The organism is Clostridium sp. AF17-21AC (assembly GCF_003461365.1).
Lineage (GTDB): Bacteria > Bacillota > Clostridia > Lachnospirales > Lachnospiraceae > Coprococcus > Coprococcus ammoniilyticus.
Window position 1 is genome coordinate 132,073 of the sequence record NZ_QTWY01000005.1, and the last position, 24,550, is coordinate 156,622.

General features: G+C 40.6%; 20 protein-coding genes and 1 pseudogene. 1 reads left to right on the forward strand and 20 read right to left on the reverse strand.

The window, feature by feature from the left end; translation table 11 throughout:
- Positions 1–4: 4 nt before the first annotated feature.
- From DWW85_RS09180 to rfbB, 17 genes are all read right to left on the reverse strand, one after another.
- Positions 5–2,077, reverse strand: coding sequence for an Ig-like domain-containing protein (locus DWW85_RS09180; protein WP_117808430.1), 2,073 nt, complete (start codon positions 2,075–2,077; stop codon positions 5–7).
- 46 nt (positions 2,078–2,123) lie between these two features.
- Positions 2,124–4,181 carry an Ig-like domain-containing protein gene (locus DWW85_RS09185; RefSeq protein WP_117808431.1) on the reverse strand — a complete coding sequence of 686 codons (2,058 nt, stop codon included), beginning with the start codon at positions 4,179–4,181 and terminating at the stop codon, positions 2,124–2,126.
- Positions 4,182–4,962: 781 nt separating this feature from the next.
- On the reverse strand, positions 4,963–5,700 hold the full coding sequence (locus tag DWW85_RS09195; protein ID WP_117808433.1) for a SpoIIIAH-like family protein: 738 nt from the start codon (positions 5,698–5,700) through the stop codon (positions 4,963–4,965).
- Positions 5,701–5,716: 16 nt separating this feature from the next.
- Positions 5,717–6,370, reverse strand: coding sequence for a hypothetical protein (locus DWW85_RS09200; RefSeq protein WP_117808434.1), 654 nt, complete (start codon positions 6,368–6,370; stop codon positions 5,717–5,719).
- A 45-nt stretch (positions 6,371–6,415) separates the two neighbouring features.
- Complete coding sequence (locus tag DWW85_RS09205) at positions 6,416–6,901, reverse strand: stage III sporulation protein AF (RefSeq protein WP_181986547.1); 486 nt, start codon at positions 6,899–6,901, stop codon at positions 6,416–6,418.
- A gap of 66 nt (positions 6,902–6,967) precedes the next feature.
- Positions 6,968–8,113 (reverse strand): stage III sporulation protein AE, encoded by a 1,146-nt coding sequence (locus tag DWW85_RS09210; RefSeq protein ID WP_117808436.1) that lies wholly within the window; start codon positions 8,111–8,113, stop codon positions 6,968–6,970.
- Between the two features lie 4 nt (positions 8,114–8,117).
- Positions 8,118–8,504: a SpoIIIAC/SpoIIIAD family protein gene (locus DWW85_RS09215; protein WP_021944766.1), complete on the reverse strand. Its 387-nt coding sequence runs from the start codon at positions 8,502–8,504 to the stop codon at positions 8,118–8,120.
- Positions 8,505–8,516: 12 nt separating this feature from the next.
- The gene (gene spoIIIAC / locus DWW85_RS09220; RefSeq protein ID WP_008401466.1) at positions 8,517–8,717 is read right to left on the reverse strand and encodes a stage III sporulation protein AC; all 201 of its coding nucleotides are present in this window, start codon (positions 8,715–8,717) and stop codon (positions 8,517–8,519) included.
- Positions 8,718–8,732: 15 nt separating this feature from the next.
- Entirely contained in the window at positions 8,733–9,260 is a 528-nt protein-coding gene (locus DWW85_RS09225) for a stage III sporulation protein AB (protein WP_117808437.1), read from the reverse strand.
- Between the two features lie 18 nt (positions 9,261–9,278).
- A complete protein-coding gene (spoIIIAA, locus tag DWW85_RS09230) occupies positions 9,279–10,292 on the reverse strand; it encodes a stage III sporulation protein AA (protein ID WP_117785196.1) in 1,014 nt (337 codons plus the stop codon).
- 22 nt (positions 10,293–10,314) lie between these two features.
- On the reverse strand, positions 10,315–10,446 hold the full coding sequence (locus DWW85_RS13045) for a hypothetical protein (RefSeq protein ID WP_278286978.1): 132 nt from the start codon (positions 10,444–10,446) through the stop codon (positions 10,315–10,317).
- Positions 10,447–10,515: 69 nt separating this feature from the next.
- Positions 10,516–10,704 (reverse strand): nitrogenase component 1, encoded by a 189-nt coding sequence (locus DWW85_RS09235; protein ID WP_201815390.1) that lies wholly within the window; start codon positions 10,702–10,704, stop codon positions 10,516–10,518.
- Positions 10,705–10,718: 14 nt separating this feature from the next.
- Positions 10,719–11,156, reverse strand: coding sequence for an Rrf2 family transcriptional regulator (locus tag DWW85_RS09240; RefSeq protein WP_117808494.1), 438 nt, complete (start codon positions 11,154–11,156; stop codon positions 10,719–10,721).
- Between the two features lie 563 nt (positions 11,157–11,719).
- Complete coding sequence (locus DWW85_RS09250) at positions 11,720–12,496, reverse strand: hypothetical protein (protein ID WP_117808439.1); 777 nt, start codon at positions 12,494–12,496, stop codon at positions 11,720–11,722.
- Positions 12,497–12,626: 130 nt separating this feature from the next.
- Entirely contained in the window at positions 12,627–14,054 is a 1,428-nt protein-coding gene (locus tag DWW85_RS09255) for an MATE family efflux transporter (protein WP_117808440.1), read from the reverse strand.
- 16 nt (positions 14,055–14,070) lie between these two features.
- Entirely contained in the window at positions 14,071–16,866 is a 2,796-nt protein-coding gene (locus tag DWW85_RS09260) for a leucine-rich repeat protein (RefSeq protein WP_117808441.1), read from the reverse strand.
- A 93-nt stretch (positions 16,867–16,959) separates the two neighbouring features.
- Positions 16,960–17,940, reverse strand: a complete 981-nt coding sequence (rfbB, locus tag DWW85_RS09265) for a dTDP-glucose 4,6-dehydratase (protein WP_117808442.1) — start codon at positions 17,938–17,940, stop codon at positions 16,960–16,962.
- A gap of 289 nt (positions 17,941–18,229) precedes the next feature.
- Between rfbB and DWW85_RS09270 the strand changes: the two genes are divergently transcribed.
- The gene (locus DWW85_RS09270) at positions 18,230–19,162 is read left to right on the forward strand and encodes a PD-(D/E)XK nuclease family transposase (protein WP_117808443.1); all 933 of its coding nucleotides are present in this window, start codon (positions 18,230–18,232) and stop codon (positions 19,160–19,162) included.
- 424 nt (positions 19,163–19,586) lie between these two features.
- Here the strand turns inward: DWW85_RS09270 and DWW85_RS09275 are convergent.
- The 3 genes and pseudogenes from DWW85_RS09275 to DWW85_RS09285 form a co-directional block, all read right to left on the reverse strand.
- Positions 19,587–19,775: pseudogene (locus DWW85_RS09275) on the reverse strand (GDP-mannose 4,6-dehydratase); the annotation flags it as partial.
- 65 nt (positions 19,776–19,840) lie between these two features.
- The gene (locus DWW85_RS09280; RefSeq protein WP_181986548.1) at positions 19,841–22,144 is read right to left on the reverse strand and encodes an NUDIX hydrolase; all 2,304 of its coding nucleotides are present in this window, start codon (positions 22,142–22,144) and stop codon (positions 19,841–19,843) included.
- Positions 22,145–22,553: 409 nt separating this feature from the next.
- Positions 22,554–24,104, reverse strand: a complete 1,551-nt coding sequence (locus DWW85_RS09285; RefSeq protein WP_117808445.1) for a hypothetical protein — start codon at positions 24,102–24,104, stop codon at positions 22,554–22,556.
- Positions 24,105–24,550 lie beyond the last annotated feature (446 nt).

A 24,550-nucleotide genomic window follows, 5' to 3' on the forward strand; every position in this document is an offset into this window, starting at 1 on the left:
TTATTTATTGAGCCATTACATGGGCGGTTACCATTGCAGCCCGTGTAGTATTTGTAACTGATATTTTAAGAGTTGCCTGATAAGTCACACCATCTTTCTCCGCGGTACCGGTCAGTGTATAATTACCAACCGCCAGATAGAGGTATCCGCCTTTTCCCTGTACAACTCCATTTTCATCCTTCCACTCTCCCATTTCGCTAAGATCTGCAAAATCCGTATTATCCGACACGATGGTCTGTTGATATACAGGAAGAGTTAACTTAACTTCATTCGTAGCTGCACTTACAAAATAATCACTTGCATAGGCTCCTGTTCCGCCTCTTTCATCCTCAATCGAGATATCATAGACTCCTTCCGGTACATAGCTGTATATTGCCATTCCATCGCTAATCTCCCCGACCTCTCGTGCATAGCTGATCTCACTGTATGAATTATCCTTCCACTGGGATTTAAGTCTGCACAAATAAGTATCTATACCGGTATATTTGATCTTATTTCCATCCAGATCGGTAGCTGTAACACTGAGCAGGACTCCCGGCCTTATAACAAAGGTTACTGTACAGTATGTGAAAACACTGGCATCCCTGCTGTCAGAGATCTTTATCTTCATGGTATATTCACCAGCCTGATCTGTATCAATCGAACAATACTGTACTCCGGTTGTTGACATCACCAAATCCAGACAATCTGCTTTTGACACAACTTCATATTTGTAACTGCCATTACCACCAATAGGACTTATCTGTGCTCCATACTTTACTGTATAAGTTCCATTTGGTTTGTTTGGAGCTGGAAAACTCAGACATCCATATTTTGTAATATCCTGTGCTATGACTGCCCTTTCATCATATACTTTCCATACCTTGATATAATGAATCTTATTTCCAAATTCATCTACGACATCAACCTTTGTCTCCCAGATTCCTGTCTCTTTCAAGGTACCATAAAACTGCAGATAACCGGATTGGTCTGCGTCATCTACCACCTTATACGAAAGACCGGTTGGAAGATTGCTTACTGTATATACAGCATAGCCCTGTACATCCGGATCATAAACGCCTGAAGTATCTAAGGAACTGGTCCCTACCACTGTTCCTTTCTTACGTCGTACTTCCGATCTTATTGTTATCTCTGTCGGCTTTGTCCGATATGTCAGTTCTTTTGTACTGTTTAATGTCGGAACAGATACCTGAACAATATCTCCATTATAAAAAATATCCTGTTTGTCCAGATAAAGCTTATATGTAATGTTATTTGTTGTTTCCAGATGATCAATCACACACTTTCTTACAAAGTTCCCGTATCCATATACCTTACTGGATACTGCAAAATCCGATGTCTGTAATATTTTTGCCTTATTTAATGTCACCTGGATCACTGCTTTATTCACAATACTCACGTTCCGGATCACAACCGGTACTTCCGGAACAACCGGAGTCACCGCTGCTTTCTTTACAGTGATCTTACAGGCTGCTTTCTTACCGGAACCATCCTTTGCTGTCGCTGTGATCGTAACGGTTCCCGCTTTCTTTGCCTTTACGACACCTTTGCTCGTAATGGTTGCTACCTTGGTATTCGAACTTTTCCAAATGATTCCTTTATTGCTTGGTTTCTTCGGTGAAAGGGTTGTCTTTAAGGTCAGTGATTTACCGACATTTAAGTTTGCCTTTGTCTTATTTAACTTCACCTTGGTAACCGGGGTACCAACTGTCACCTTGATCTTACAGGTCTTTTTCTTATCTGCTTTGGAGTAAACGGTGATCGTAGCGGTTCCCTTCTTCTTTGCCGTGATCTTACCCTTTGCATTTACAGTTGCAACTTTCTTGTTACTCGATTTATATGCGACCTTTTTGGAAATCTTTCCTGTCGCTGTTACCTTTGTCTTTAAGGTAAAGGATTTTCCTTTTTTTAAGGTTAACTGCTTTGCCGGCAGATTCGTAACCGCTATGGTTTTGATCTTACCACCGGCTGCATAGCTCTCTGTCTGTGGGACAGTCAGAATGGATACTGCAACTGCGATCGCTATCACCCATGCCAGAAATCTTTTCACAGACAAATTATATCGTCTTTCTTTCATCTATACTCTCCTTCTGTAGATTCCCTAATCTATTCTCATACGAACCTTATTCTTTGACATATGCATATGCGGTCGTATTACTTCCGTTCACCGTCACATCCAGATAAAAATTATAAATTTCACCACTTATACTCTTTCGACAGGTTAAATGATGAGTTCCATTTTCCAGATAAACGGTTTTGCCAGATTCGTAATAACTTCCGGCTGAAACATCCTGCCAATTGCCAAAATTGGTTATATTTTTCACCACATCCGGTACATCCGGGTCCAGCTCTATAGTAACCTTATATACCGGGAGTGTGACATCAAATGACCAGACCGGATGCACATCATCTGTTCCATATGCCGCTTTCTGAGTCTTCAGATTATAAACAGTAGTACCTACTGTTCCACTATAACTGGATACCGCAACATCATAAGTACCGGCTTCCAGATCATCCATTAAAATGACTCCATCCTTACTAACACCATTCCATCTGCCGCTTACCTCATCCGTATACTCGGCATATTCATTTTGGTTCTTCATAGTGAATTGAAAACTGGTCAGTGGATCGCCATTTGCATCTTTTACTTTACCCTGTAAATAACCGCCTTCTATAATTTTTAGTGTAAGAGTTCCTGTGCTTGTCATAGAAGTGTCTGTCTTATCTGTTGCACGGATACGAAGCTTGTAGGTTCCGGTTGACAGTTTTGGGGATGATACCTGTATCCCGGCTCCACCATTGATGAGTGAAGAAACTGCTAATGCAGCACTGTCACTTTCTTCTCGTAAAATCTCATATGTATAATCGCTCGTATCAGTACCGTTTCCGCCATATACCTTAAGCTGTGGAAGCGTAGTTCCCCATGCAGTTGTCAGAACCTTTTCCGCATCCTTTACAAGCAGTTCCGTTCCATCATAAACCAGCCAGATGATAGTCATACTGAATTTGTTACCAAGTTCATCTTCATAGACTAATTTACTTGTATATTTCCCTTGCTTTGTCACGTTACCGTTAAATTTAAGTGTACATGTGGCAGCAGCTGTCTTGATCTGATATTTAACCCCTGCCGGCAGTCCGCTGACAGAGCAATTGGAATAGCCCTTTCCAAGTGTCTGACTCTTATCAACAGAATCTCCAAGTTTGTATACATATGTTTCTGATTTTTCTATCGTATAAGTTTCATCCCGATAGATACATTCTCTTGACAGATTTAATTTTGGAACTACTACTTTTATATAGGAGTTTTTCTGTAACACCGAATCTCCTGTAAGCTTAATCTTATAAGTAAGCGAATCCGTTGTTGTTATCTGTCCGATCGTATACTGTTTCAGATAGTCTGCACTTTCATATTTCTTTGCCCATACCTGAAAGTCCGAAGCCGTGAGTGCTGCCTGCTTTGTTAATGTAATGGTTAACAGATCCGGCTGTGCTATATTCAGGCTCTTAACGATCAGTGGTTCTTCCGGTGTCGGGATTGGTATGATCGAAGCTGCTTTCTTCACTGTAATCTTACAGGTGGCTTTCTTACCGGATCCGTCCTTTGCTGTTGCCGTAATCGTGACGGTTCCTTCCTTCTTTGCCTTTACAACACCTTTGCTGGTTACAGTTGCAACCTTCTTATTGGATGACTTCCATACGACTGCCTTGCTGCTGGCTTTCTTCGGTGTAACCGTTGCCTTTAAGGTCTGCTTTTTGCCAATTGTCATCGTAGACTTGGTCTTGTTCAGCTTTACCTTGGTAACTGGTGTACCGACTGTCACTGTGATCGTGCATTTTTTCTTCTTATCTGCCTTTGAGATCACATAGATCTTAGCGGTTTCTTTTTTCTTCGCTGTGATCTTACCTTTTGCATTTACCGTCGCAATCTTTTTGTTGCTTGTCTTATATGTAACCTTCTTTGAAGCCTTTCCGGTTACTGTTACCTTTGATTTTAAGGTAAATGTCTTTCCTTTTTTAAGTGTCAGTTGTTTTGCGGGCAGGTTTGTAACTGCCACCGTTTTTACCTTGCCACCGGCTGCATACGCTTCCTGTACCGGCACTGTCAGGATCGAGACAGCTACCGCAAATGCCAGCGTCACGGCAAAAATCCTTTTTATCATTGTTGTTCTTCCGTTTTTCATTCATACCTCCCTGTAAAAAAACTTGTTTTTCATGTTATTCTGCATCTTTTTCTGCTATATAGACATATAGTTTCATTATATCTGACGCCCAACATAAAAACAAGGTAACACATTCTATTTATACAAAATATCCAGTTGTTTTTGTGCAGTTTTACACCAAACGAACAGCACTGCAACAAACACCGGAGCCACATTGTAAATGACCTGCTGTGCTTTCGATCCGAAGTAAATGCCCTATTTGTAAATACTCCTGTGCCAACTCGCCTTCGGCTCAGACAGGCACCCGTATTTACAGGCAATTTACTTCTCTTGTCGAAATGCTCGCGGATGTCATCTTACAATGTGGCTCCGGTGTTTGTTGTAGTGCCTGTTAATTTCTATATAAAATATATAAGCTCCAAATCTTTAAATTTAATCTCACTTATTTATTTTCCGTTGTGACATATCACAACTTGTAATTACACCACGAAGACAATCATAATTACACCTGCTGGGCTTTATAACATAAAAAAATGATGCCCTTTATAATATGACATCCGCGAGCATTTCGACAGGAGAAGGAAATTGCCGGTAAATACGGGTGCCTGTTTGAGGCGTAGGCGAGTTGGCACAGGAGTATTTACGAATAGGGCATTTACTTCGAATCGAAAGCGCTGCTAGTCATTTACAATGGAGTATCCGGTTCTTGTTATAGTGCCGTCCGCTGTGCTTTGAGTCGAAAGCACAGCAAGTCATTTATAGAGGGCATCATATTTATGTCATAATTCTAGCAGGTGTATTCCTACTTATCTTCGGCAACTGTTATTACAAGCTGGGATACGTCGTAGCCGGTTTTTCTGGTTACGATGTCCTCCACCTGTGCGCGTTCGGTGTCGGACAGGGTGGCAACAGGGAGGGTGACATCGACTGTATCATCATTTACGGTTACAATGCAATCGGTATAGCCTTTTGCTGTCAGGACAGTTTCTGCATCCGTCTCCTTCTCGATCGTATCGGTAAGTTTTACATAGCTGCTTACTGCTTCATCTTTTGCTGCACTGTCCATAGTTTCATCGTTGATGATCGCAAGCAGTGCTTCCTTACTTTTTGCCCGGTTCTGTTCCCGGTTCAGCTTTGCGGTTGCGAGATTCGTTCTCATTGCCTGCGCACTGGTAAGGACTGCTTCTCCGATGTCTTCTTCATCACTGTTTAACTCCACATTTTCCTCTAAAGCTGCCTGTTCCAGATATGTAGGATCGATATTCTCCGATGCAGCTTCTCCGCCTGCTTCTGTATTATCCGCAGCTCCCATCGTTTCTTTATCTGCCTGATCTGTAAGCTCTTTTTCTGAAGTGTCGGAAGCGTCAGCTTTCTCACTGTCATAGCTGATAACTTCGGCATCCGCATTTGTCTCCTTTGCCTTTTGCCGCAACAGGTCGTCTCTTTTCCCTGCATTGAAATTCAGATAGCCTGCAACTCCGATCATAACCGACAGGGCAAGTATCACCAGACGGTTTTTCTTAAAGATCTTTTTCTTCATCCATATCCTCCATGCTTTATTCTTGTTCTAATACAACTATCTTATGCGCCGGAACACCAAATAATGCCTGCACCGCTTCGGTTATTTTCATTGCAACAGTTGGATCGGAAGCCCCCGTACAACTGACCAGAACCCCCTCAATCTCCGGCTCCAGTGTTTTGCTCACATAGGGATATTCGCCGCTGTCTGCGTTTGTCATAACAGAGGTCTCGCTCCTGCTCTTCTGACTGCTGCCATCTGACTCACTATCGGACTTCGTCACATCCTTCTCTATGATCTTCTCGCCTCCATCTTTTAATGTGATCATGACACTTACCGTTCCGACACCCTTCACCTGAGACAGTATCCCTCGCAGCTTCTCCTCCTGAAATACTATATAGTCTTCATAGCCGCTGTTCGCCGATAATATTTCTCCGGAAGTTTCCTGTCCATTATCCGTAGCAGCCTCCCCGTTCTGTTGTTTTCCAGTCACTCCACCGGGCGTTTTATCCTGCTTCGTTCCGGTTAAAGCATCAAGTCCGGAAAATCCGTTTTCCTTATCAGACGGCCAGAGAATGACCAGCAGACAAATACCTGCAAGCAAAATCCCCATGCACTTTCGAAGTGCCGCATTTTTGTCTTTTTTCAGTTCCTGCAGCTTTTGTTTGATGTTATTCCATATTCCTTCCATGCTCTCTCACTCCATTATATGTAACATGTCCGCTTTTAGTACATGTTATTTTGTCTGATATCCATTTACAAATATTTCTATCCTGTCCTCACTGATCTTATACTCTTTTGCGATCTCCTGACGGAGTTTTGCTACATCCACGGTTGTATCTGCTACACTGTCTGATGTTGTAGAGACAACATCAACCTCAACCGCTGTGATCGTATAGTTCCCATCAAAGGTAATCGTTACCTTATTGCCCAATTGAAATGTATCACGCAAATGATCTTCGATCATAGTCTCCATGACATCTGTATAATATGTAACATCGCCATTTCCCGGTGCGCCTGCAACAGATTCATAGTAATAATCAAAGCTTAGAATGTCGTTCAAGCCTCCCGCACTTAATACAGGTGTCAGGACAATGATCGCCAGTACAAAACCAACCGCCGTCTGCATATATTTTCTGTATTTCTCATCCGGAAGCAAGAAAAATACCAGCGAGGAGAATAATATAAAAAGGACGATATTTTTGATCCAAGCTAACAACATCCAGCACTCCTTTCCACCAATTTCTGAAAAACGGTTATGCATGTACCCGGATGGACAACCAGCTTTTCACCTCGCAAGCAACGTCATAAGTGTGAGGGAGATGATAAATAAAAAGGAAGCACACCAGATGCCACGCAGCATCAAACCGATGGTCTGTGCCATAATGTTAATGCCGTCGGAAAACCTTTTATCTCCCAAGGGCTGCACAAATGCGGATACGATACGGAGAGTCAGATAGATCACCGCGATCTTGGTAACCGGCAGAAGCACTGCCAGCAATACGACGACCGCGCCCGCAATTCCGATAGCATTTTTCAAAACCATACCCGAACCGAGCAGGATATCCGAGACATTCTTAACCGTATTTCCCCCCGGCAGCATCCCGAACGCTTTTAAGACGGCATTTCGTTCCAACTTGTCCACAGAGGGAACGATCACACCCTTTATCACATTCATTCCGGTTACAACTGCAAACATGGTTTTCAGGATCCATCCTGCAATATTCCTCAACAACGTAACTGTCCTTGAAAAATGATCCTCGGCATTTAACTTATTCACCAGTCCGACCACCCCACTGCATTTGGCAAGCGGAAATACGATCTGAATGATCACCTTCTCGCACAGAAAAATGATCAGCACCGTGATCTGATAGGTAAATTCCGCCGTGCCTGCACCATTTGTATAGGAGACAGCCAACGTATAAGCAGGTATAAAGGTGATCATCAGATCCGTAAGATCCAAGACTGCCGACACCGCTATATCGGAAACGATCGCAAACATTCCGAGCAGGATGGATACCACCATCAGATAGGTGACAAAGAAGCCGTTTCCACCTACCATCTTTCCAAACTTTCCGGACAGATTCGTGAATACCGAACCCAGAATGACAACGGCAAGAAGCTGAAGGAGCAGGCGGTTATTGCTTTTTATCTCCCCTGTAAGTGTCTGCTGTATTGTTTCCAGACTGTAGTCAAGAAGCCCCTGAAGGTCTCCGTTTCGGATATAGGATACGACCTCCCGAAAAGAGAGTCCTGCCTGTTCTTCTGTCAGCATGTCCATCTCGTCAAAAGCGTTTTCATCAAGTCCCAGATCCGTCTCATCGACATCTAAGGTAGCTGCCCTGCTGGTCTGCCCGCCAAAACACACCACAGATAATAGGATCGTGAACGCCATTACGCCTGCTATAATCATTTTCGCTTTTTGTCCTCTCATAGTTCTACCCCATCAGACGAACAACCATATCGATCACATGGAACAGGATTGGCAGACTCATCACCACCATTGTCACCCGTCCGGCAAGCTCAATATGCGAAGCAATCGCACCATAGCCTGCGTCCTTACAGATATTTGTCGCAAATTCACAGATATAGGAAATGCCAAGCATCTTAAGCAGGATCGATATATACTCCATATTGATATTGATGTATCCGGTAATGCGGTCGATGGAATCCAGTACATTTCCAAGTCTTCCTATGATAAAGCTGACAATAAATAAACACGCTCCAATACTTAAGAGCGTGCTGTATTCTGCATTCATTTTCTTTAGTTTTATCGCTACTAAAACGACCAGAACCGATGCCATACATACCGTAACAAGACTCATGCCTTTTCTCCCCTATCCACCGATATTTACAAGCTTCATAATGTCATTAAAGAATTCTACGATATATGGAATGATCCAAGAAAGTACAAGAATCAGTCCTGCCAGATTCAGCAGGAATGCCAGCTCGTCCTTCCCCGAATGCTTTAATATCTGATTCAACAGTGCTACAAGGATTCCTACCGCACCTATCTTCAATAATAACTGTATCGTCATAAGCTCCTGCCACCCTTACCCTATCAGTATTATCAAAAAGATCCCTCCGAGTAATCCAAGTGATCTGGATACTTTATTTATCCTGCGTGCCCTGTCCTTTTGTTCCTCATACTCTGCCTGCATGTTCTGTTCCCACAGCTTCAGATTCCTGATCTGCATATCGACATCCATATAACACAGCCATTTTCCAAGCTCTTTTACCGCACCGATCTGTGCGTCCGTCAGATAGCTGTGTTCCATCAGACTTCCGATACTGCCTGTCCAGATCTGCTCAAAAGAAGAAGCATATTCTTCCGTCCGGAACTGCAAAGCCAGCCCGGCAAGCCAGTCTCCGATCCTTCCCCCTGCTTTATCCGATCCTTCCCGAATGATCTCGGTGATCTCCGATGCACTGTATGCCAGATGCCCATTTGCCATCCGGACAAATATCAGAAGCTCGTAGATATCTTCCACTCGCCGGTTTTGATAAACTTCTATCGTCTTTCCTATCCCATAGGAAGCTGCGACCACCAGAAGCATTCCAAGAATCTTTATATATAACATATGTACGCCTCCCTGCACTTATGACAGTTCTGCTACAGCCGCTTCATTTTCATATGCCGATGTCAGGCGTTCATCCTCCGCCATAAAGAGAACACTTCCCCGATCGTCAAATATCGTCCGGATCTCTCCTGTCCGTTTGCGATTGCTCAGCACGATATATCGTTCAAATATCCTCTCATCGACCAGCTTCCGAAGTCCCGGACGATTTCTGATATCATCAATGGAATTGCCATGTACGGTTGCGATCAGCTTACAGCCGCAGTTGATCACGCTGTAGATCGCATCGATATCATCCCGGCTGCCAATCTCATCCACCGCTATGATCTGCGGTGACATCGAACGGATCAGCATCAGCATTCCATATGATTTTGGACAACAGTCAAGAATATCCGTCCGTATGCCGATATCATTTTGTGGTACGCCTTTATAACAGGCTCCGATCTCAGATCGTTCATCTACGACACCGATAGTATTTCCTTTGAATCCTGGAAATCCATCCGACAACATCCGGATCATATCTCTAAGAAGTGTGGTTTTGCCACATCGCGGTGGGGAAATGATCAGTGTATGAAATGTCTCATTTCCATTTATTATGTACGGAAGAACCTTCTTACAGCATCCCTTAACCTGATGTGACAAACGGATATTGATAAATGATATATGTCTGACACTCTTGATCATTCCAGATTCCAGAATGACTTTTCCTGCAAGCCCTACACGATGTCCCCCTTGAATCGTTATAAATCCCTGCCGGATCTCATCCTCATATGCATAGAGTGAATAGTTACTGATATATTCCAGCGTTTCCCTTATATCGGCAGGTGCTACCATATATGCTTTCTTACATTCTGTGGTTCGCTTTCCCTTCTCCGTCACAAAATATTCCCGATTATCATAGATCACGATCAAGGGTTCATTCATCCTAAGCCTTATCTCCTGAAGCTTGTTATAATCATATATCTCACTCGAAAATATTCTCCTTAACGCTACGGATAATATCTTCAATATTTCATTCTCTCTGCTTTTTTCCAAACTGATCCACCTCATGCATATGTCATCTGTAACCATTTTCACCTGTCAGTTCCATCATCTGCCAATACTCGAAAAGCATCTGCTTTTCTGATATGATCTGATACCTAAAGTAGGCTGTTACACACTTCTGATAGTTATAATGTATGCATGACAAATGAAAATTAGAACAAAAAAATACCACATTTCTTTCTGAATTTTTCAGAGTGAAATGTGGTATCTGCTTTTACAGATTATCGTATAAATCTTCGGTAAAGGTCAGGCTTCCCCGATATCCCGCATATGTCCGGTTAAATACCAGCCGTTCATTCATCGGGAAGGAGGTCAGGATGAACTGACAGTCCTTTGTCAAGGCCACTTCGCGATCATTGCTGCTGCCAAGAATCAATGTGATCTCCTTTTCTTCATGTCGCAAATGTCTATCATATATTAAATAACATACTGGTCTACCATCAGGTTGTTTTGCCAGTCAACGAGATCGGCTAAGGTGATTCCCTCAAGTACATCCTGTATTGCCTGATCAAGTTTCTCCCAGATCAGTACGCTGACACACATACTTCTGTTTTCGCAGTAAGCTGCGTTATCGCCGACACAGTCTGCAGGTGCCAGACTTCCTTCTACTGTTTCTAAGATCTGCCGCACCGTATAATTCTCCGGTGAAGCATATAACATGTATCCTCCACGCGCTCCACGGATACTTTTTACCAGTGATGCCTTATTTAATATTGCAACGATCTGCTCCAGATATTTGTCTGAAATATGCTGTCTTCTTGCAATATCCTTTATCTTAACCGGCTCACCATTATAATAGGTGGCCAGATCCAGCATCAGTTTTATCGCGTATCTTCCTTTTGTTGATATCTTCATCTTGACCTCCCTGTCGTTGTTATCTGATTCAAATGATTCCATACATCTGTACATCATCTGAATCTCATCTACTTTTTCTGCAAACATGATAAATTATCATTTCGCATTATAGTATACTATTTCTATAGGTTTTATCAAGTACAAATTTTTTTTTGGGGGCAATCCATCCGGTGTTCCACATCCACAGCCACTATGACCACCATGTCCACCACAACAGCCTGCTTCTGTATGATCACCTTTGATGTTACTCCCGATCGCTCCTCCACATCATTGATCGTCCGCTCACAAAAACGGCATCCGATGTTTCATCCCGGACTCACCGGCATATGAATCCGCCCGGCATTATTTTTCTGTCCTCCAAAACACGGATGTGAGTTCTGAAGATCCTTATATGTATTGCTTCCCATTTACTTCACCTCGTTTATCCTGAACCATAAAAAAGACTTTGTCCAAAACAGCTGCTCTCTTTATATCCCAAAAGAGCCTGCTGTTTCAGACAAAGTCTTTTTCATTGTATTATATTTTCTCTTTCATCTTCTTAATGATCTCTTCATTTGCAGTACTTACTTTGCGTACTCAAAAAATCCGGAATCTGCGGATTTATTATAGATTGCATAACAGTCAAGTGTTGCTGATCCATCAGCACTTTCCTGCCACCAGGAAAGGAATGCTTCCGGCAATTCTGAGACAGGTGCATCCGGAGTGTAGAAATAGATCTCCGTTCCACTGTCCATTCCGGATGGTGCACCCGCTTTATAACGGATACCATCTTCGATTTTTTCCTCATCTTCTGATACTTTCACGCTATCCAGAGTCATCGAATATGTATAATCGTTTACCTTCTTGATATCTTTGAATTGTCCGCTGAAATTACAAACATATACGGTTCCATTTGGGTATTCATTCTCATCTCGTTCTCCCATTTCGGAATCAGAAAATGCTCCTGTAAATGATCCATCCTGTGATAATGTTAATGTTGTACTCCATCCACCGGCTCCACTGCTAAAGATCATGTCTATCGGATATGTACCCGGCAGAGCGGATACAGCTTCTTCCTGTAATTCTGCTGTAGAAGTACCTTCCTCTGTAGCACCGGCATCTTCTTCGGAAGAAGCCGCTTCAGTGGTCTGTGTCTCAGTCTTAGCTTCTGTGCTGGCTGCCTCTGTTGTCTGCGCTTCCGTCTTCTCTGTCGTTGCTTCGGTTGATATCTCGGTTGTTCCTTTGTTCTTTTCTGTTGACTCTGAGTCTGCGCCATTGCATCCTGCCAGCAAACTAACCGCAAATGTTGCCGCAAGTGCTACCGTCATAATCTTTCCCGACTTGGTTCTATTCTTTCTCATACCTTACAATCCTCCTGCATTCATCTGTAAATACGTTTCTGGAATTCTTATTGTGAATCTCATCACAATGCTTTTCTCCGGCTGTTTTTCGAATATACAAAGTATATGTCCGTTATCTGATTTTGTCAGCTTAATTATTCTTTATAGATGTTGCATTTCGTTTACGATTGTTACGGTTCTTTAACCAATCTTTGAACTCCGGCAAAGTCTTTCTTCCGGCTTCTGTAACCGGCTTCACCCATTTGCCTGATCTGGTATAGGCAAGCTCGATTGCCAGGCGCACCAGTTCATCCGTATATACAAATGAAAATACCGCGAGGAAAGGCAGATGTAAGACCATACCTGCGATCCACGTTGCCGGAACGCTGACTAAGAATAAACCGCCAATCTCCACATAGGTTCCGACTCTCGTCTCGCCTGCTGCCCGGTATCCCTCATTCATAATATAGTTACAGGTTCGAACCGCACCGAAGAACAAGTAAATGTATAACATATACATGCCATACCGAAGTGCCTGATCACCCAGTCCAAATAAGCCAAACAATGGTTCATGTAATAACGCACAGATCAACACGATCCCGAAAGTAACTGCCGGGCAGAACAATGCCGACCGCTTCATAAACCGATATGCCCCCTTATGGTCACCGGCACCGACAGACTGTCCGATCACAACGCTGGTTGCATTTGATAAGCCGCCAAAAAATGCATAGACAAAGCCCTCGCATACACGGAAAGCTGCCATGGCGGCGATCGCAGATTCATTCTGGTGTCCGATCACGATATTGATCAGCATTTGTCCAACTCCATAAAACAATTCGTTACAGAGGATTGGAAATGCATTTGCCAGATATACCCTGATAAATCCGCCATGGAATAAGAACATCTGACTCAGACGGATCCGCACCTTACATTCCGAACGCATCAGGTAGATAAACAGCAATAATAAATTGATGATCGCAGATGCAAGTGTTCCGACTGCCGCACCGGCAGCCCCCATTTTCGGTGCGCCGAATTTACCATATATCAACACGAAGTTCAAGCAGAAGTTCACTACCAGTCCTACGATGGAACAGATTAGTGGTGCTTTCACCCGCTCTGTGGAACGGAGCAGGAAGCTGATAAGTACAGCAAATACCTGAAGTGGATATGCCCATCCGACAATCCGCATATATGGCTTTCCGATCTGGATAAATACTTCTTTATCTGTATATACACCCAGTAAAAATTCCGGTCTGATAATACAAAGGGATGCAAATGCAAATCCTACGATTGCCATACAGATGAAAGTGATACCGAATGTACGATTAATTCCCTTTTCATCATCTGCTCCCCAGTACTGGGAGAAAAACAGGATCGATGCGCTGGCAAATCCCCAGTAGCAGCTGAAGAACAGCGAGCTGATCTGCGAACAGATACCAACTGCTGCCACGCACGACTCTCCCAGCCTTCCAATCATGATCGTATCAACCATACTGGCTGTTGTAGTTAATAAATTCTGTAATGCGATGGGAAATGCAATCGTTAACATCACATACAGAAATGATCTTTTATTTTTCATATGTATCTAATATTGCTCAGGAAACCTTAATCGTTATCTTCTTCGATTTTCCTCTATATTTTGAAGTTCCTTTTGCCTTTACCGTAATTGTATAGGTTCCCTTTGGCGTTCCTTTCCTTACTGTTACCTTTCCTTTTTTGCTAACAGTAATATATGCTTTCGAAGCCTTTGATCTGGAATATGTCACCTTACCCTTTGCATTCTTTACCCCGATTATAAAGGAATGCTTTTTGTTAAGCTTTCCGGTTGATTTTTTTGCTTTGTAGGTTTTTGAAGCCACCTTTACCTTCATTGGATTCGACTTTTTAATCATTAATTTCGCTACATTGGATTTCGCTGAATTGCTGGTTGCTGTTGCTTTTGCACTTGCAATTACATAATAGGTTCCAACCTTGGAAGGATATGTAGATAACCGCTTCGTACACTTCGAATCTGAATAATATTTATAGGTAATCTTCCCTGCCGCGCCTTTTACGCTTGCAGCACCTATCTTTTTTCCCTTTCCAGTATAGGTAACTGTCTTATTCTTCAGTGTCAATGTTGGTGTGGTCTTTGTAACCTGTGACTTACTCTGCACCGTCAAGGTAAGTGACGTTTCATGATATTTTGTTTTTGCTGTGATAGTTACTTTACCACCGCCCACAAATGCAATCTTTCCATTTTTATCTACCGTTGCTACACTCTTCTTATCTGAGCTCCATGTGATATTCCCGCTTGTAAATGGACAATACATGCTAAAACCGGGATTTACCAGAACGACCTTCGCATTTACGCTCTTGCCTGCAGTATAAGTATCCTTGTCCATCTGTATAACAAATTTATAAGAATATGTCTCACCATCACCCCAAACAATACCGTCCGTCGTAATTGCTTCTGTAAATTTCTTTTTCGGAATATTGATATTCTGTGTTATGGTACGGTCTGTCTGCTTCTCTGCCGTCTGAGCATCTGTATTTGAACCAAAGCACTGTACCCAGGTATAAATACCATTTATATAAAAGCAGCCAACTCCTATCGTAGTTGCTTTTTTACTTAAAATATTCTCCTTGTGTCCCGATGAATTCATCCAGTCATTCATGACTGCTGTTGCAGAAGACTGATTGATTGCAACATTTTCTGCATTCATATTCTTATTTGCTGAAAAGCAGCTTGCACCATCCGGCCTGGTATGTGAAAACAATACTGCCTGCTCACCGGCACGAATCATAGCCGTTTCTAACAATCCGGTATCCATCGTCAATGCATCAAGACCATTCTTTGCACGTTCTGCATTTACCTTGTCTAATACCTCAAATGCCTTCGTATAATCTCTTTTTCCTTTAATCTGAATTGTTTCTGCATAACGGAATCCATTGTAACCAAACCGCACCAGTTGATTATTGTTGCAGGTGATCACAACATCCTTTGCAAATGCATTTTCATCTACAAACTGCGTAGATGCAGGTAGCGTTATCTGTTTCAAGGATGGACAATTTGCAAATGCCTGACGATATATCTCTTTTACTTTTGGAAGATATACATCTGTTAATGCATAGCATTGTGCAAAATCAGCATATGTCACATATTCCAGTCCCATACCACGAAATGTTACAAGCTTCTGGCAGCTGTTAAATACCGATCCTTCCCAGCTTTTTATCGTTGCCGGGACTGTCACCTCGACCAGACTGTTACAGCCTAAAAATGTCCGCATACCAAGTGATGTCAGACCACCAAAATCAATGGAAGTAATCCCTGTACATTTTTCAAACATTGAATAAGCGCTTTCTTTCATGCCTTTGCCAAACTTTACTGTTGTTATCTTGGTACAGCCCTGAAATGCAAAATTACCTGCTTCACTGATCTTATCCGAAAGTGTCAAGGTTCCGGATAAGCCGGACATATAAAATGCACCTTCTCCTAATGTTGTTACATTGGAAAAGTTTACCGTGTTCAAGCTGACATTATTATAAAATGCATAATCTCCGATCTTCTTCACATTCGAAGGTATCGTAAATGAGCCTGTTCCTCCATTAAACGGATACATCACTAATTCGGACTGATCCTGGGAATATACAACTCCATTTCGTGCAACATAGGCTGTGTTACCTGCTGCAACCGTATAACTCTCTATCGTTGTATTTCCAAAAAATACGAGCGGCGATATAGAGGTTACACCTGCAGGTATTGTAAATGTTGTCGGACAGTTATTTTGAAATGCATAGCTTCCTAAATCCGTTACCCCCGGTATCTCAATCCGGGTAACAGCTTTACAGTCACAATATGCTCCAGATCGAATCGTCTTCACAGAAGATGGCAAAACCACCTCTTGCAGTTTCGTACATCCATAAAATGCAGCCTCTCCAATCTCTTTCAGAGTATTCGGATAGGTTACATCTGTAATATCATACATTTCCACAAAATTCTGGCTTCCGATTTTTGTAATACCACTTTTTATTACAACCTTTTCAACATCTAAAGTATACCATGGTGCCTTATCAGAAGAACTGGCGTCCGGCATATCTCCTTTTCCTGATATCGTAAGTGTTGTGCCAGAAAGCGTCCATGTTACATTCTCCCAGGTTCCACTTTTTGAAGTATCATTTGATGTACTCTGCAATGCAAGTTCCTCATCACTTGTATATAATTCCGGTCCTGCATTTTCCGACACCTCATATCCCGTTGCAGGCGTAATATCCCCTGTGCTTTCTTCAATAGCTGCAGTAGCAGTTGTCATATTTTCTGCATATACATACCTGCCTGTTGTACCTAACATGCCGCAAATAGCCCCTATTCCTAATAATACCGCAATCCTGCTCCTCTCTTTTTTTCTCATAATATCCTCTCTTTCTGCAATTACTATTCTTCGTGTAGTTATTTTTTCTCAAAAGCTTCAGCTCATCTCAACTTGCACAAATACTTATTCATCTTATCTGGAAATAATCATCTCCCACCATTTCCTATTATCTAAATACCAACGGATTGTCTCCTTTATCCCATCCTCAAACTTTGTTTCCGGCAACCAGCCTAATTCATTATGTATCTTTGTTGGATCAATAGCATAACGCAAGTCATGACCTTTGCGGTCTGTTACATGCGTGATCAGACTTTCCGGCTTGCCTAGTTTCTTGCAAATAAGCTTTACAATGTCAATATTCTTCATTTCATTATGTCCGCCAACATTATAAACTTCTCCAACGCGACCCTTATGAATGATCAGATCAATTGCCCGGCAGTGATCCTTTACATACAGCCAGTCACGTACATTCACACCCTCCCCATAAACAGGTAAAGGCTTGTCTGATAATGCATTAATAATCATAAATGGAATCAGCTTCTCTGGAAATTGATATGGTCCATAATTATTCGAACAACGGCTGATCGTAACAGGAAGTCCGTATGTCCTATAATATGCAAGCACTAACAAATCAGCAGATGCTTTTGAACTGCTGTACGGCGAACTCGTACGAATCGGAGTCTCCTCTGTAAAAAATAAATCCGGTCTGTTCAACGGAAGATCTCCATATACTTCATCTGTACTTACCTGGTGATACCTTGCAATACCATATTTACGGCAGGCATCCATCAGCACCGCCGTTCCTTTGACATTCGTATCTAAGAAAATCTCCGGATTCTCGATGGAACGGTCTACATGACTTTCGGCTGCGAAGTTCACTACCATATCCGGATGTTCTTCTTCAAATAGCCTATAGACTGTCTCTCTGTCGCAGATATCAATCTTACAAAAACGGAAATGCGGATTATCCATCGCCGAAGCTAGTGTAGATAAATTTCCCGCATATGTAAGCTTGTCCATACATACGATACGATCCTCCGGATAACTGTCCAGCATATAAAATATAAAATTGCTTCCAATAAATCCGGCTCCTCCGGTTACGATAATTGTCATGGTGTTTATCTCTTATCTATCCTATCTATGGTCTCAAATCTGCCCATGTTCGATGATTTTATATTAATCCTAATCATATTCCAAGTCAACTTATCGCATAAAATCGGAGTTAAATTACCAAAAGTTACACCCAGACATGCTGTTTATTACATCAAAGGTTTTTTTCACCCTTTTTCTGCTATGCTTTTCCTGTCGACAAAACAGGCGCCAGCTCTTTCCTACCCGTACGGAGCAGGAATGTCTCGCTGAGCTCCGGAAGCATCCGCGAAGTTACTTTGCTTATCAGAACATGACACAGGAATGGAAGAACCGCTTTCTTGGATTTATGGAGGGTAAGAAAACTCTGCCTTTAACCTATGATCCATTTTTCAAGAAGCTGTTCAATCCGGATATCTATCCGGAACGGTTGTCCAGTCTCATCAGCAGTATCATCGGTACGAAAGTGACGGTTCAGTGCATCCTGTCAAACGAAGACAGCATGCTGCCGTCCACCTCACTCCTGCTTCTGGATATCCTTGTCCGGTTAGAAGATGGCTCGATCGCAAATGTCGAGATCCAGAAGATTCCATATACCTTCCCGGGAGAGCGTATGTCCTGCTACTCCTCCGATCTCATGCTCCGCCAGTATACAAGAGTGAAAAGCTCGAAAGGCAGTTCTTTCACCTACAAAGATCTGAAAACGGTTTACACGATCATGATATATGAAAAAAGTCCGGATGCGTGTCTGACTGATGCATTATCCGATATCTACCTGCACCATGGCAGAATCGTTTTTGATACCGGAATCGAGTTGAAGCTTTTGCAAGAATTCTATGTAGTCGCCCTTGACGTATTTAAAGAAAGTAAGTATGCTAAAGATATCAATGAGTTAAACGCTTGGTTGTCTCTGCTGACTGCACAGTCGGTCGACGACCTTGCTGCACTGGTATCTGACTATCCATGGATGGAAGCTATCTGCAAGGATATGTCCGAATATATGTATGATCCGGAGGAGGTAATCACCATGTTTTCAGAAGCACTTCGAATATTAGATGAGAATACGGTTCACTATATGATTGATGAACTACAGAAGGAACGGGATAAAGCGGTAGCTGCTCTCTCTGAGAAGGATGCTGTCCTGTCCGAAAAAGACTCTGTGATATCCGAGAAGGATGCTGCTCTATCCAAAAAGGATGCTGAAATCGCAGCCTTGAAAGCAAAGCTTTCCGCCCTCAATAAATAAAGCAGCATTCATGCAAAAGCATTATCTTACCATAGTTATAACGCATGCCCATATAACTAACTTATGCCAGACAGCTCCAAAATGGAGCCGGCTGGCATTTATCATATAGTTCTAGCCATTATTTGTTATTTAGAGATTTTACAAATCATCAGTCAGTCTTCCTAATCTTGTTCTGACCTTACTTTTGTTTCTTTTTCAGATTCAGAGATCAATGTACTACGCAAAGCAGACAAAATAAATTCATCTTATTATTACAATCTATTTTTAAACAATATATGTCTAACACTTATATATTTGTTTACATATCATCATATGTATCAATGCCACGTATCATATGATTTATATATCTATTACGACTAAATCCATTTCTATTGTCAACGATATTTTGGCAGTCACTAAACACATCTATGCCCTGTCCTGTCAAATCCATAATAACCGCTGTTCCTTTTATATTGGTATCAAGAAAAGTTTCCGGCGACTCAATAGAACGATCCACATGTGACTCCGCAGCAAAATTCACAACCACATCCGGATGTTTTCTCTTCATGTAAAATATAAAATTACTGCCTATGAATCCGGCTCCACCTGTCACTATTATTGTTCTGATTCTCATATGTCTATCCCATCATGTATATATTTTATGTATGACTTTCAGTTATTCTCAGTAAAACTTTAAAATCAACTATGTTTGTTTTCTGTTTCTGAAGCCTCACATTTATACAATGCATAAGCTCCAAGCGTGAAACCATCATCAATCTTCCCTTCATTTATCCAGGATGTCAACTCACGGTCACTGAGCTGTTCAATGGCTACTATGCCTTCATGATCCTCGACCAATTCCAATGAATCTATATCGACACTGTACACATATGCACATCCGCCGGTCAATCCGCTGTCAGCAACAATCCGTCCAAGAAATACCGGTGATTTCGTGATGACAGCATGGATTTCCTCCTGTAACTCACGAATCGCATTGTCAGCAGGAGTCTTGTCATCCTCCTCTGCAAATCCCCTTGGGAAAGCATATTGCATACGTCGAATCGCATGCCGATACTGCTTTAACAACACAAATGTTCCTTTATATCTCGCAATGATCACAACACCATTTTTACCTGTTGGTAGTACACGCTCATATGGAAAAATGCCATTTTCACCCTCAATTGGATCTACGATCATAGTATTGTATTTGCTCTGATATACCAATCCATACTTCCGGTGAAATAATTCTTCCTGCCGGATCAATTGTGCGGTCAGATCACTATCTTCCACATTCGCAATAGGATAAATGGAAGATTCAGCAAAACACTTTTTAGGTTCTGGTTCTGATTTGCGTAATGCCCGATATTTCTTCAATTCTGCCGGACAAATATAGGGAATCATTTTTCCTATATTATATGGTTCTGTCTGTTCCGTCTGCACCTTGTCCGAACAAGAATAGGCTGTAAATTTACGCCGGCAGATCCGCCATCCATCTACAACTGACTCTCTGATCTTTGCCAAAGCATCTGATAATGGTAAGAGCCTTGGAAGTTTCAAAGAAATTATCGTTGAAAGCATCTCTGTTACAAACAACCAGACAATTGTCTCAATCACACTGAACAGTGCTGTATTAAAGGAAATAATCCCTTCCATCATACTTTGTAATTTATTAAATACCAGCTCAATGCCACATGCCACAATAATGCAAAGCGCAGCCATTCCAAACCCATGTGCAATTTTCCCTATTATATTTCTCTTATTCTGCCTGCGTTGTTCCTCATCCTTATATTCATAACGATAAACAACCTGGTCATTCGTTTCATCTGCTTGCCCAGCCTGTGAATAATCGATATATTCTACAAGACGGACTACACGGTCTAACTGCTTATATAATTGATCATTCTTGTCAGCAAACGACTCAAACTTATTTGTCTCATCCGTTAAGAAACGGTCCTTCGCTCCTGCTCCATTCCTCCAAGTTTTAGCAAATCTGCCAAAGAAATCCACACAGAAGCTTGACTTGTCCCCTGATTTCCGCCAAAGTTCATCCACATTATAATGCTTAGAAATATTGCAAATACTATTCTCACATGCATAATTATAACAAAGATCAACTATAACCTCTGCATACTGATATAAAAGTTCATCTGCAATTCTTTCAGGCGCAGTCTGCCATGCTTTTTTTATTTCACGAATATATACTGAACGATTATTATTTTTATTTTTCCAGGCTTCCAATTCTCCCAATATTCCAAGTGAACGCCGAAAGGCTTCCGCATCTACATTTATCATTTTATCATCCGGAAGGTCATAAAAAGCTAAAACAGCAGCCATGAAATTTACAAATTTCAACTCTTTATATTCCGATTCATTTCTGGGATCCAAATAAATATCAGGCAGCATACTGATTCGTAATACCGTTGACAGTAAACCTCTCAGATTCTTTAAAATTTCCTGATATTTTCCTAATTGATAATCACGATCCTTCTCGGACAGATAATCAACAGGCTGTTCCTCCCCATTTATTACTTCCACAAATAAATCTTCCAGCTTATCTTTTTCCTGGTCATCCAAATTATCTTTTGTATATTCATTCAATTCTGAAAGATCGGAGTATGTCAAACAACGTTTCATCAAGGCAAGCAGACGTTTCTGGCTGTATTTAATCGGAATTGCCGAATATATAAATTCCTTATCTGCATCAACCGAATTCAACAAATACTGGGAAACGGTACGAACATCTCCAAACCGGGAAATACGGACCGCACCCATTTCAAATAACCGGATCAACTTCTCTTCATATTTCTCATTACAAAGCAGACTGAAAAAGCCGCGCGAATCAACCAACTGGTTGTATGTCATAACAACCACATTTCCGTTTAAAACAATCTCGTCTAATAAGGCATTCTGTGCAACCTCAATCTCTTCATTTGTTTTTCGAACAGAATCCAATTCAAATAAATATACATTTTTTCTTATCTGTGGTTTTCTTTTATCTTTCATAATAATGTATCCTACTCTCTCGTTCATTCTACAATAAGTGGCTCAAAAAGATGTTGCATTTGCCCTATAATTCACCATATAAAAACTCTATTCATAAATCGAATCCAAAGTGAGTAATACAACATCTTCATACCATATTTTAACGGACTCTCTCTTCAGGTGTACATACCAACCACTTTTGTCTAATATACGAATAGATTTTCCCATCTTTTTCCTTAACTTCTAATTCACTCATTCTACTGCTCTTATTTATTTCGTACAAAATATCTTAAATATTATTTTATATCCTATAATATCAATTTTAATATGTATTATAACACGGCTTTAATTGTCATGCATAAGCTCAATGTGAAAAAACTGGAGCAGTCAGATTCAAGTTTTCGTTCATTCTAGCTTGTTTTCATTACTTTCAAACATAAAATACATTTATAATTTTCTTTTCATCCTTACATTCAAATTCACTCAATAGATCTAGTAGCGATTTATATGTATAAAAGCACTCCATTTTTTCTGGTTTATTCTTCTTTCGTGCAACCAACTCATTTTTCGCATCTGTGTCTAAATCTGCTGTAGTAATATAGCAGATTTTATTATTTTTTCTATGCCCCAACTGTTTGTCACACAAACAAAATGTGTGATCCAAAAACCACATTACTGTATTCTTTGGATAAGAATTTAATGTTTTATCATATGCCCCTTTTAAAATCAAACCACCTTTTTTGTAGCCTTTTAACTCAACTATAATATTTTCCGTTTCTGTTTCAATCAAATAGTCGCACTCAAATTCTTTCCCTTCAATTTTTCCTTTATAGCCATGCGTAATAATCGCATTTTGTCCATATATTTTTTGAAGTACCGGTAACATTAAATATTCAAATAGTACCCCTTTTAAATATCCATAATTTCCATCATGACCTGTTTTGTTTATTGCCCTCAAAGAATTTGATATTTTATCTTGAAAATTATAATTTTTTTCCTGTACATTTCTTTCTATTTCATCAACACTAGAATTAAAAGTTTTAACTACATCTAGGCTGTTTTCCCCTAAAATTGATAATATATTAAAATATAAATATCCATTTTCTTTAGCCCGTAATTTCGCTACAGGTGAAATTCTGCTTGATAAAATAATTGGTAATACCTTTCTTTTTGAAACTTTTGTAGAAAATACCACCCTATCTATCCGTTCTTTAAAACCTAAAAAATCATATCCCTGATATTCATGTTGTGGTAAATAATCAATCATTACCATTGTATCATATTTTTTACCATCAACAGTAACCCCAGCTGCATTGCTAAATCCCCAGGCATCCCAAATCTCATTATTACGTTTGATTCCTTCATATTGGTTCGCCCGTCCCACATAACATAATTGTTTTTCATCAATTATATTTGTTTGTTTTAACCAATTCATAATTAAACTTAATAATAAACTCCTATTTTCCAAATCTTCTTCATATAACCGTATATCTTCCCATGTTTTTTCAGTTTTATTTTGAATCAAATATTCAATACCATTATGATTCTCATAGGTTGCCATCTCTAAAAGCACTAAATCTTTTATAATACTTTCAAATGATATATTGTGTGTATTTTCCTGTAATGTCGCTCCGGATATTTTTTGAGCTTCTTCTACAGCCAATATCCCTTTATTTCTTTCCAATGCATAAATTACTCTATGTAACGGTAATTTGTATTTTTTTATATTCTCTGCAAACAATTTATAATCAAATACACTTTTCACGGAAAAATAGGCATACTGATTTTTTTCAAATACTAAAGGATATGATGAATTACATCTTTTATTTTTAACCGTATCATGAATAATTTTTCTACAATTGTTATCTGTTAATAGCGGATATTTTTTCTGTAAAATTGCTTTTAATTCTGATCCCATATAAGCTTTTGTACTATCCATATTCAAAAAATTTTCAATAAAAAATTCATGTTCTTTTGCCATGTAACACTCCCCTTATAAAAGTATATATTTAATCTATATACCATTTATACCCCCTATTTATACGCAAAGTCAACACTTTTTCAATATTAAAGTACTTCTATCCAATCCACGCCAAATAAAAAAGCCAGAGCAGCCTACCCTCTCCACTCCAAGAGTCCACCCACTCCAGCTCATATACATTAGGTATACTAATGCTGTTCCTTTCAATCCAGCACTTCATCATCATTCGTAGATATCATCTAAGCCAGCCAAATGCAGCAGTTTCAATATTATCAATGCAAAGTTATATGACAGCCATTTTATATCCAGCTGATTGCCTGCAAAATATGCGCTTTTGTTGTACTGTAAATGTCAATGAAAAAGTTTACCACTTTGGTTCAAATATAAGGGAATGCCCGTGGTAATTGACATTCCCCCGGATGTTAGCCGTAAAGCTTATCAGCTAC

Coding starts and splice junctions, on each gene's coding strand:
- DWW85_RS09180 (WP_117808430.1), bottom strand. CDS start 2,077: ATGAAAGAAAGACGATATAATTTGTCTGTGAAAAGATTTCTGGCATGG.
- DWW85_RS09185 (WP_117808431.1), bottom strand. CDS start 4,181: ATGAAAAACGGAAGAACAACAATGATAAAAAGGATTTTTGCCGTGACG.
- DWW85_RS09195 (WP_117808433.1), bottom strand. CDS start 5,700: ATGAAGAAAAAGATCTTTAAGAAAAACCGTCTGGTGATACTTGCCCTG.
- DWW85_RS09200 (WP_117808434.1), bottom strand. CDS start 6,370: ATGGAAGGAATATGGAATAACATCAAACAAAAGCTGCAGGAACTGAAA.
- DWW85_RS09205 (WP_181986547.1), bottom strand. CDS start 6,901: ATGTTGTTAGCTTGGATCAAAAATATCGTCCTTTTTATATTATTCTCC.
- DWW85_RS09210 (WP_117808436.1), bottom strand. CDS start 8,113: ATGAGAGGACAAAAAGCGAAAATGATTATAGCAGGCGTAATGGCGTTC.
- DWW85_RS09215 (WP_021944766.1), bottom strand. CDS start 8,504: ATGAGTCTTGTTACGGTATGTATGGCATCGGTTCTGGTCGTTTTAGTA.
- spoIIIAC (WP_008401466.1), bottom strand. CDS start 8,717: ATGACGATACAGTTATTATTGAAGATAGGTGCGGTAGGAATCCTTGTA.
- DWW85_RS09225 (WP_117808437.1), bottom strand. CDS start 9,260: ATGTTATATATAAAGATTCTTGGAATGCTTCTGGTGGTCGCAGCTTCC.
- DWW85_RS09240 (WP_117808494.1), bottom strand. CDS start 11,156: ATGAAGATATCAACAAAAGGAAGATACGCGATAAAACTGATGCTGGAT.
- DWW85_RS09250 (WP_117808439.1), bottom strand. CDS start 12,496: ATGAGAAAGAATAGAACCAAGTCGGGAAAGATTATGACGGTAGCACTT.
- DWW85_RS09255 (WP_117808440.1), bottom strand. CDS start 14,054: ATGAAAAATAAAAGATCATTTCTGTATGTGATGTTAACGATTGCATTT.
- DWW85_RS09260 (WP_117808441.1), bottom strand. CDS start 16,866: ATGAGAAAAAAAGAGAGGAGCAGGATTGCGGTATTATTAGGAATAGGG.
- rfbB (WP_117808442.1), bottom strand. CDS start 17,940: ATGACAATTATCGTAACCGGAGGAGCCGGATTTATTGGAAGCAATTTT.
- DWW85_RS09270 (WP_117808443.1), top strand. CDS start 18,230: ATGACACAGGAATGGAAGAACCGCTTTCTTGGATTTATGGAGGGTAAG.
- DWW85_RS09280 (WP_181986548.1), bottom strand. CDS start 22,144: ATGAAAGATAAAAGAAAACCACAGATAAGAAAAAATGTATATTTATTT.
- DWW85_RS09285 (WP_117808445.1), bottom strand. CDS start 24,104: ATGGCAAAAGAACATGAATTTTTTATTGAAAATTTTTTGAATATGGAT.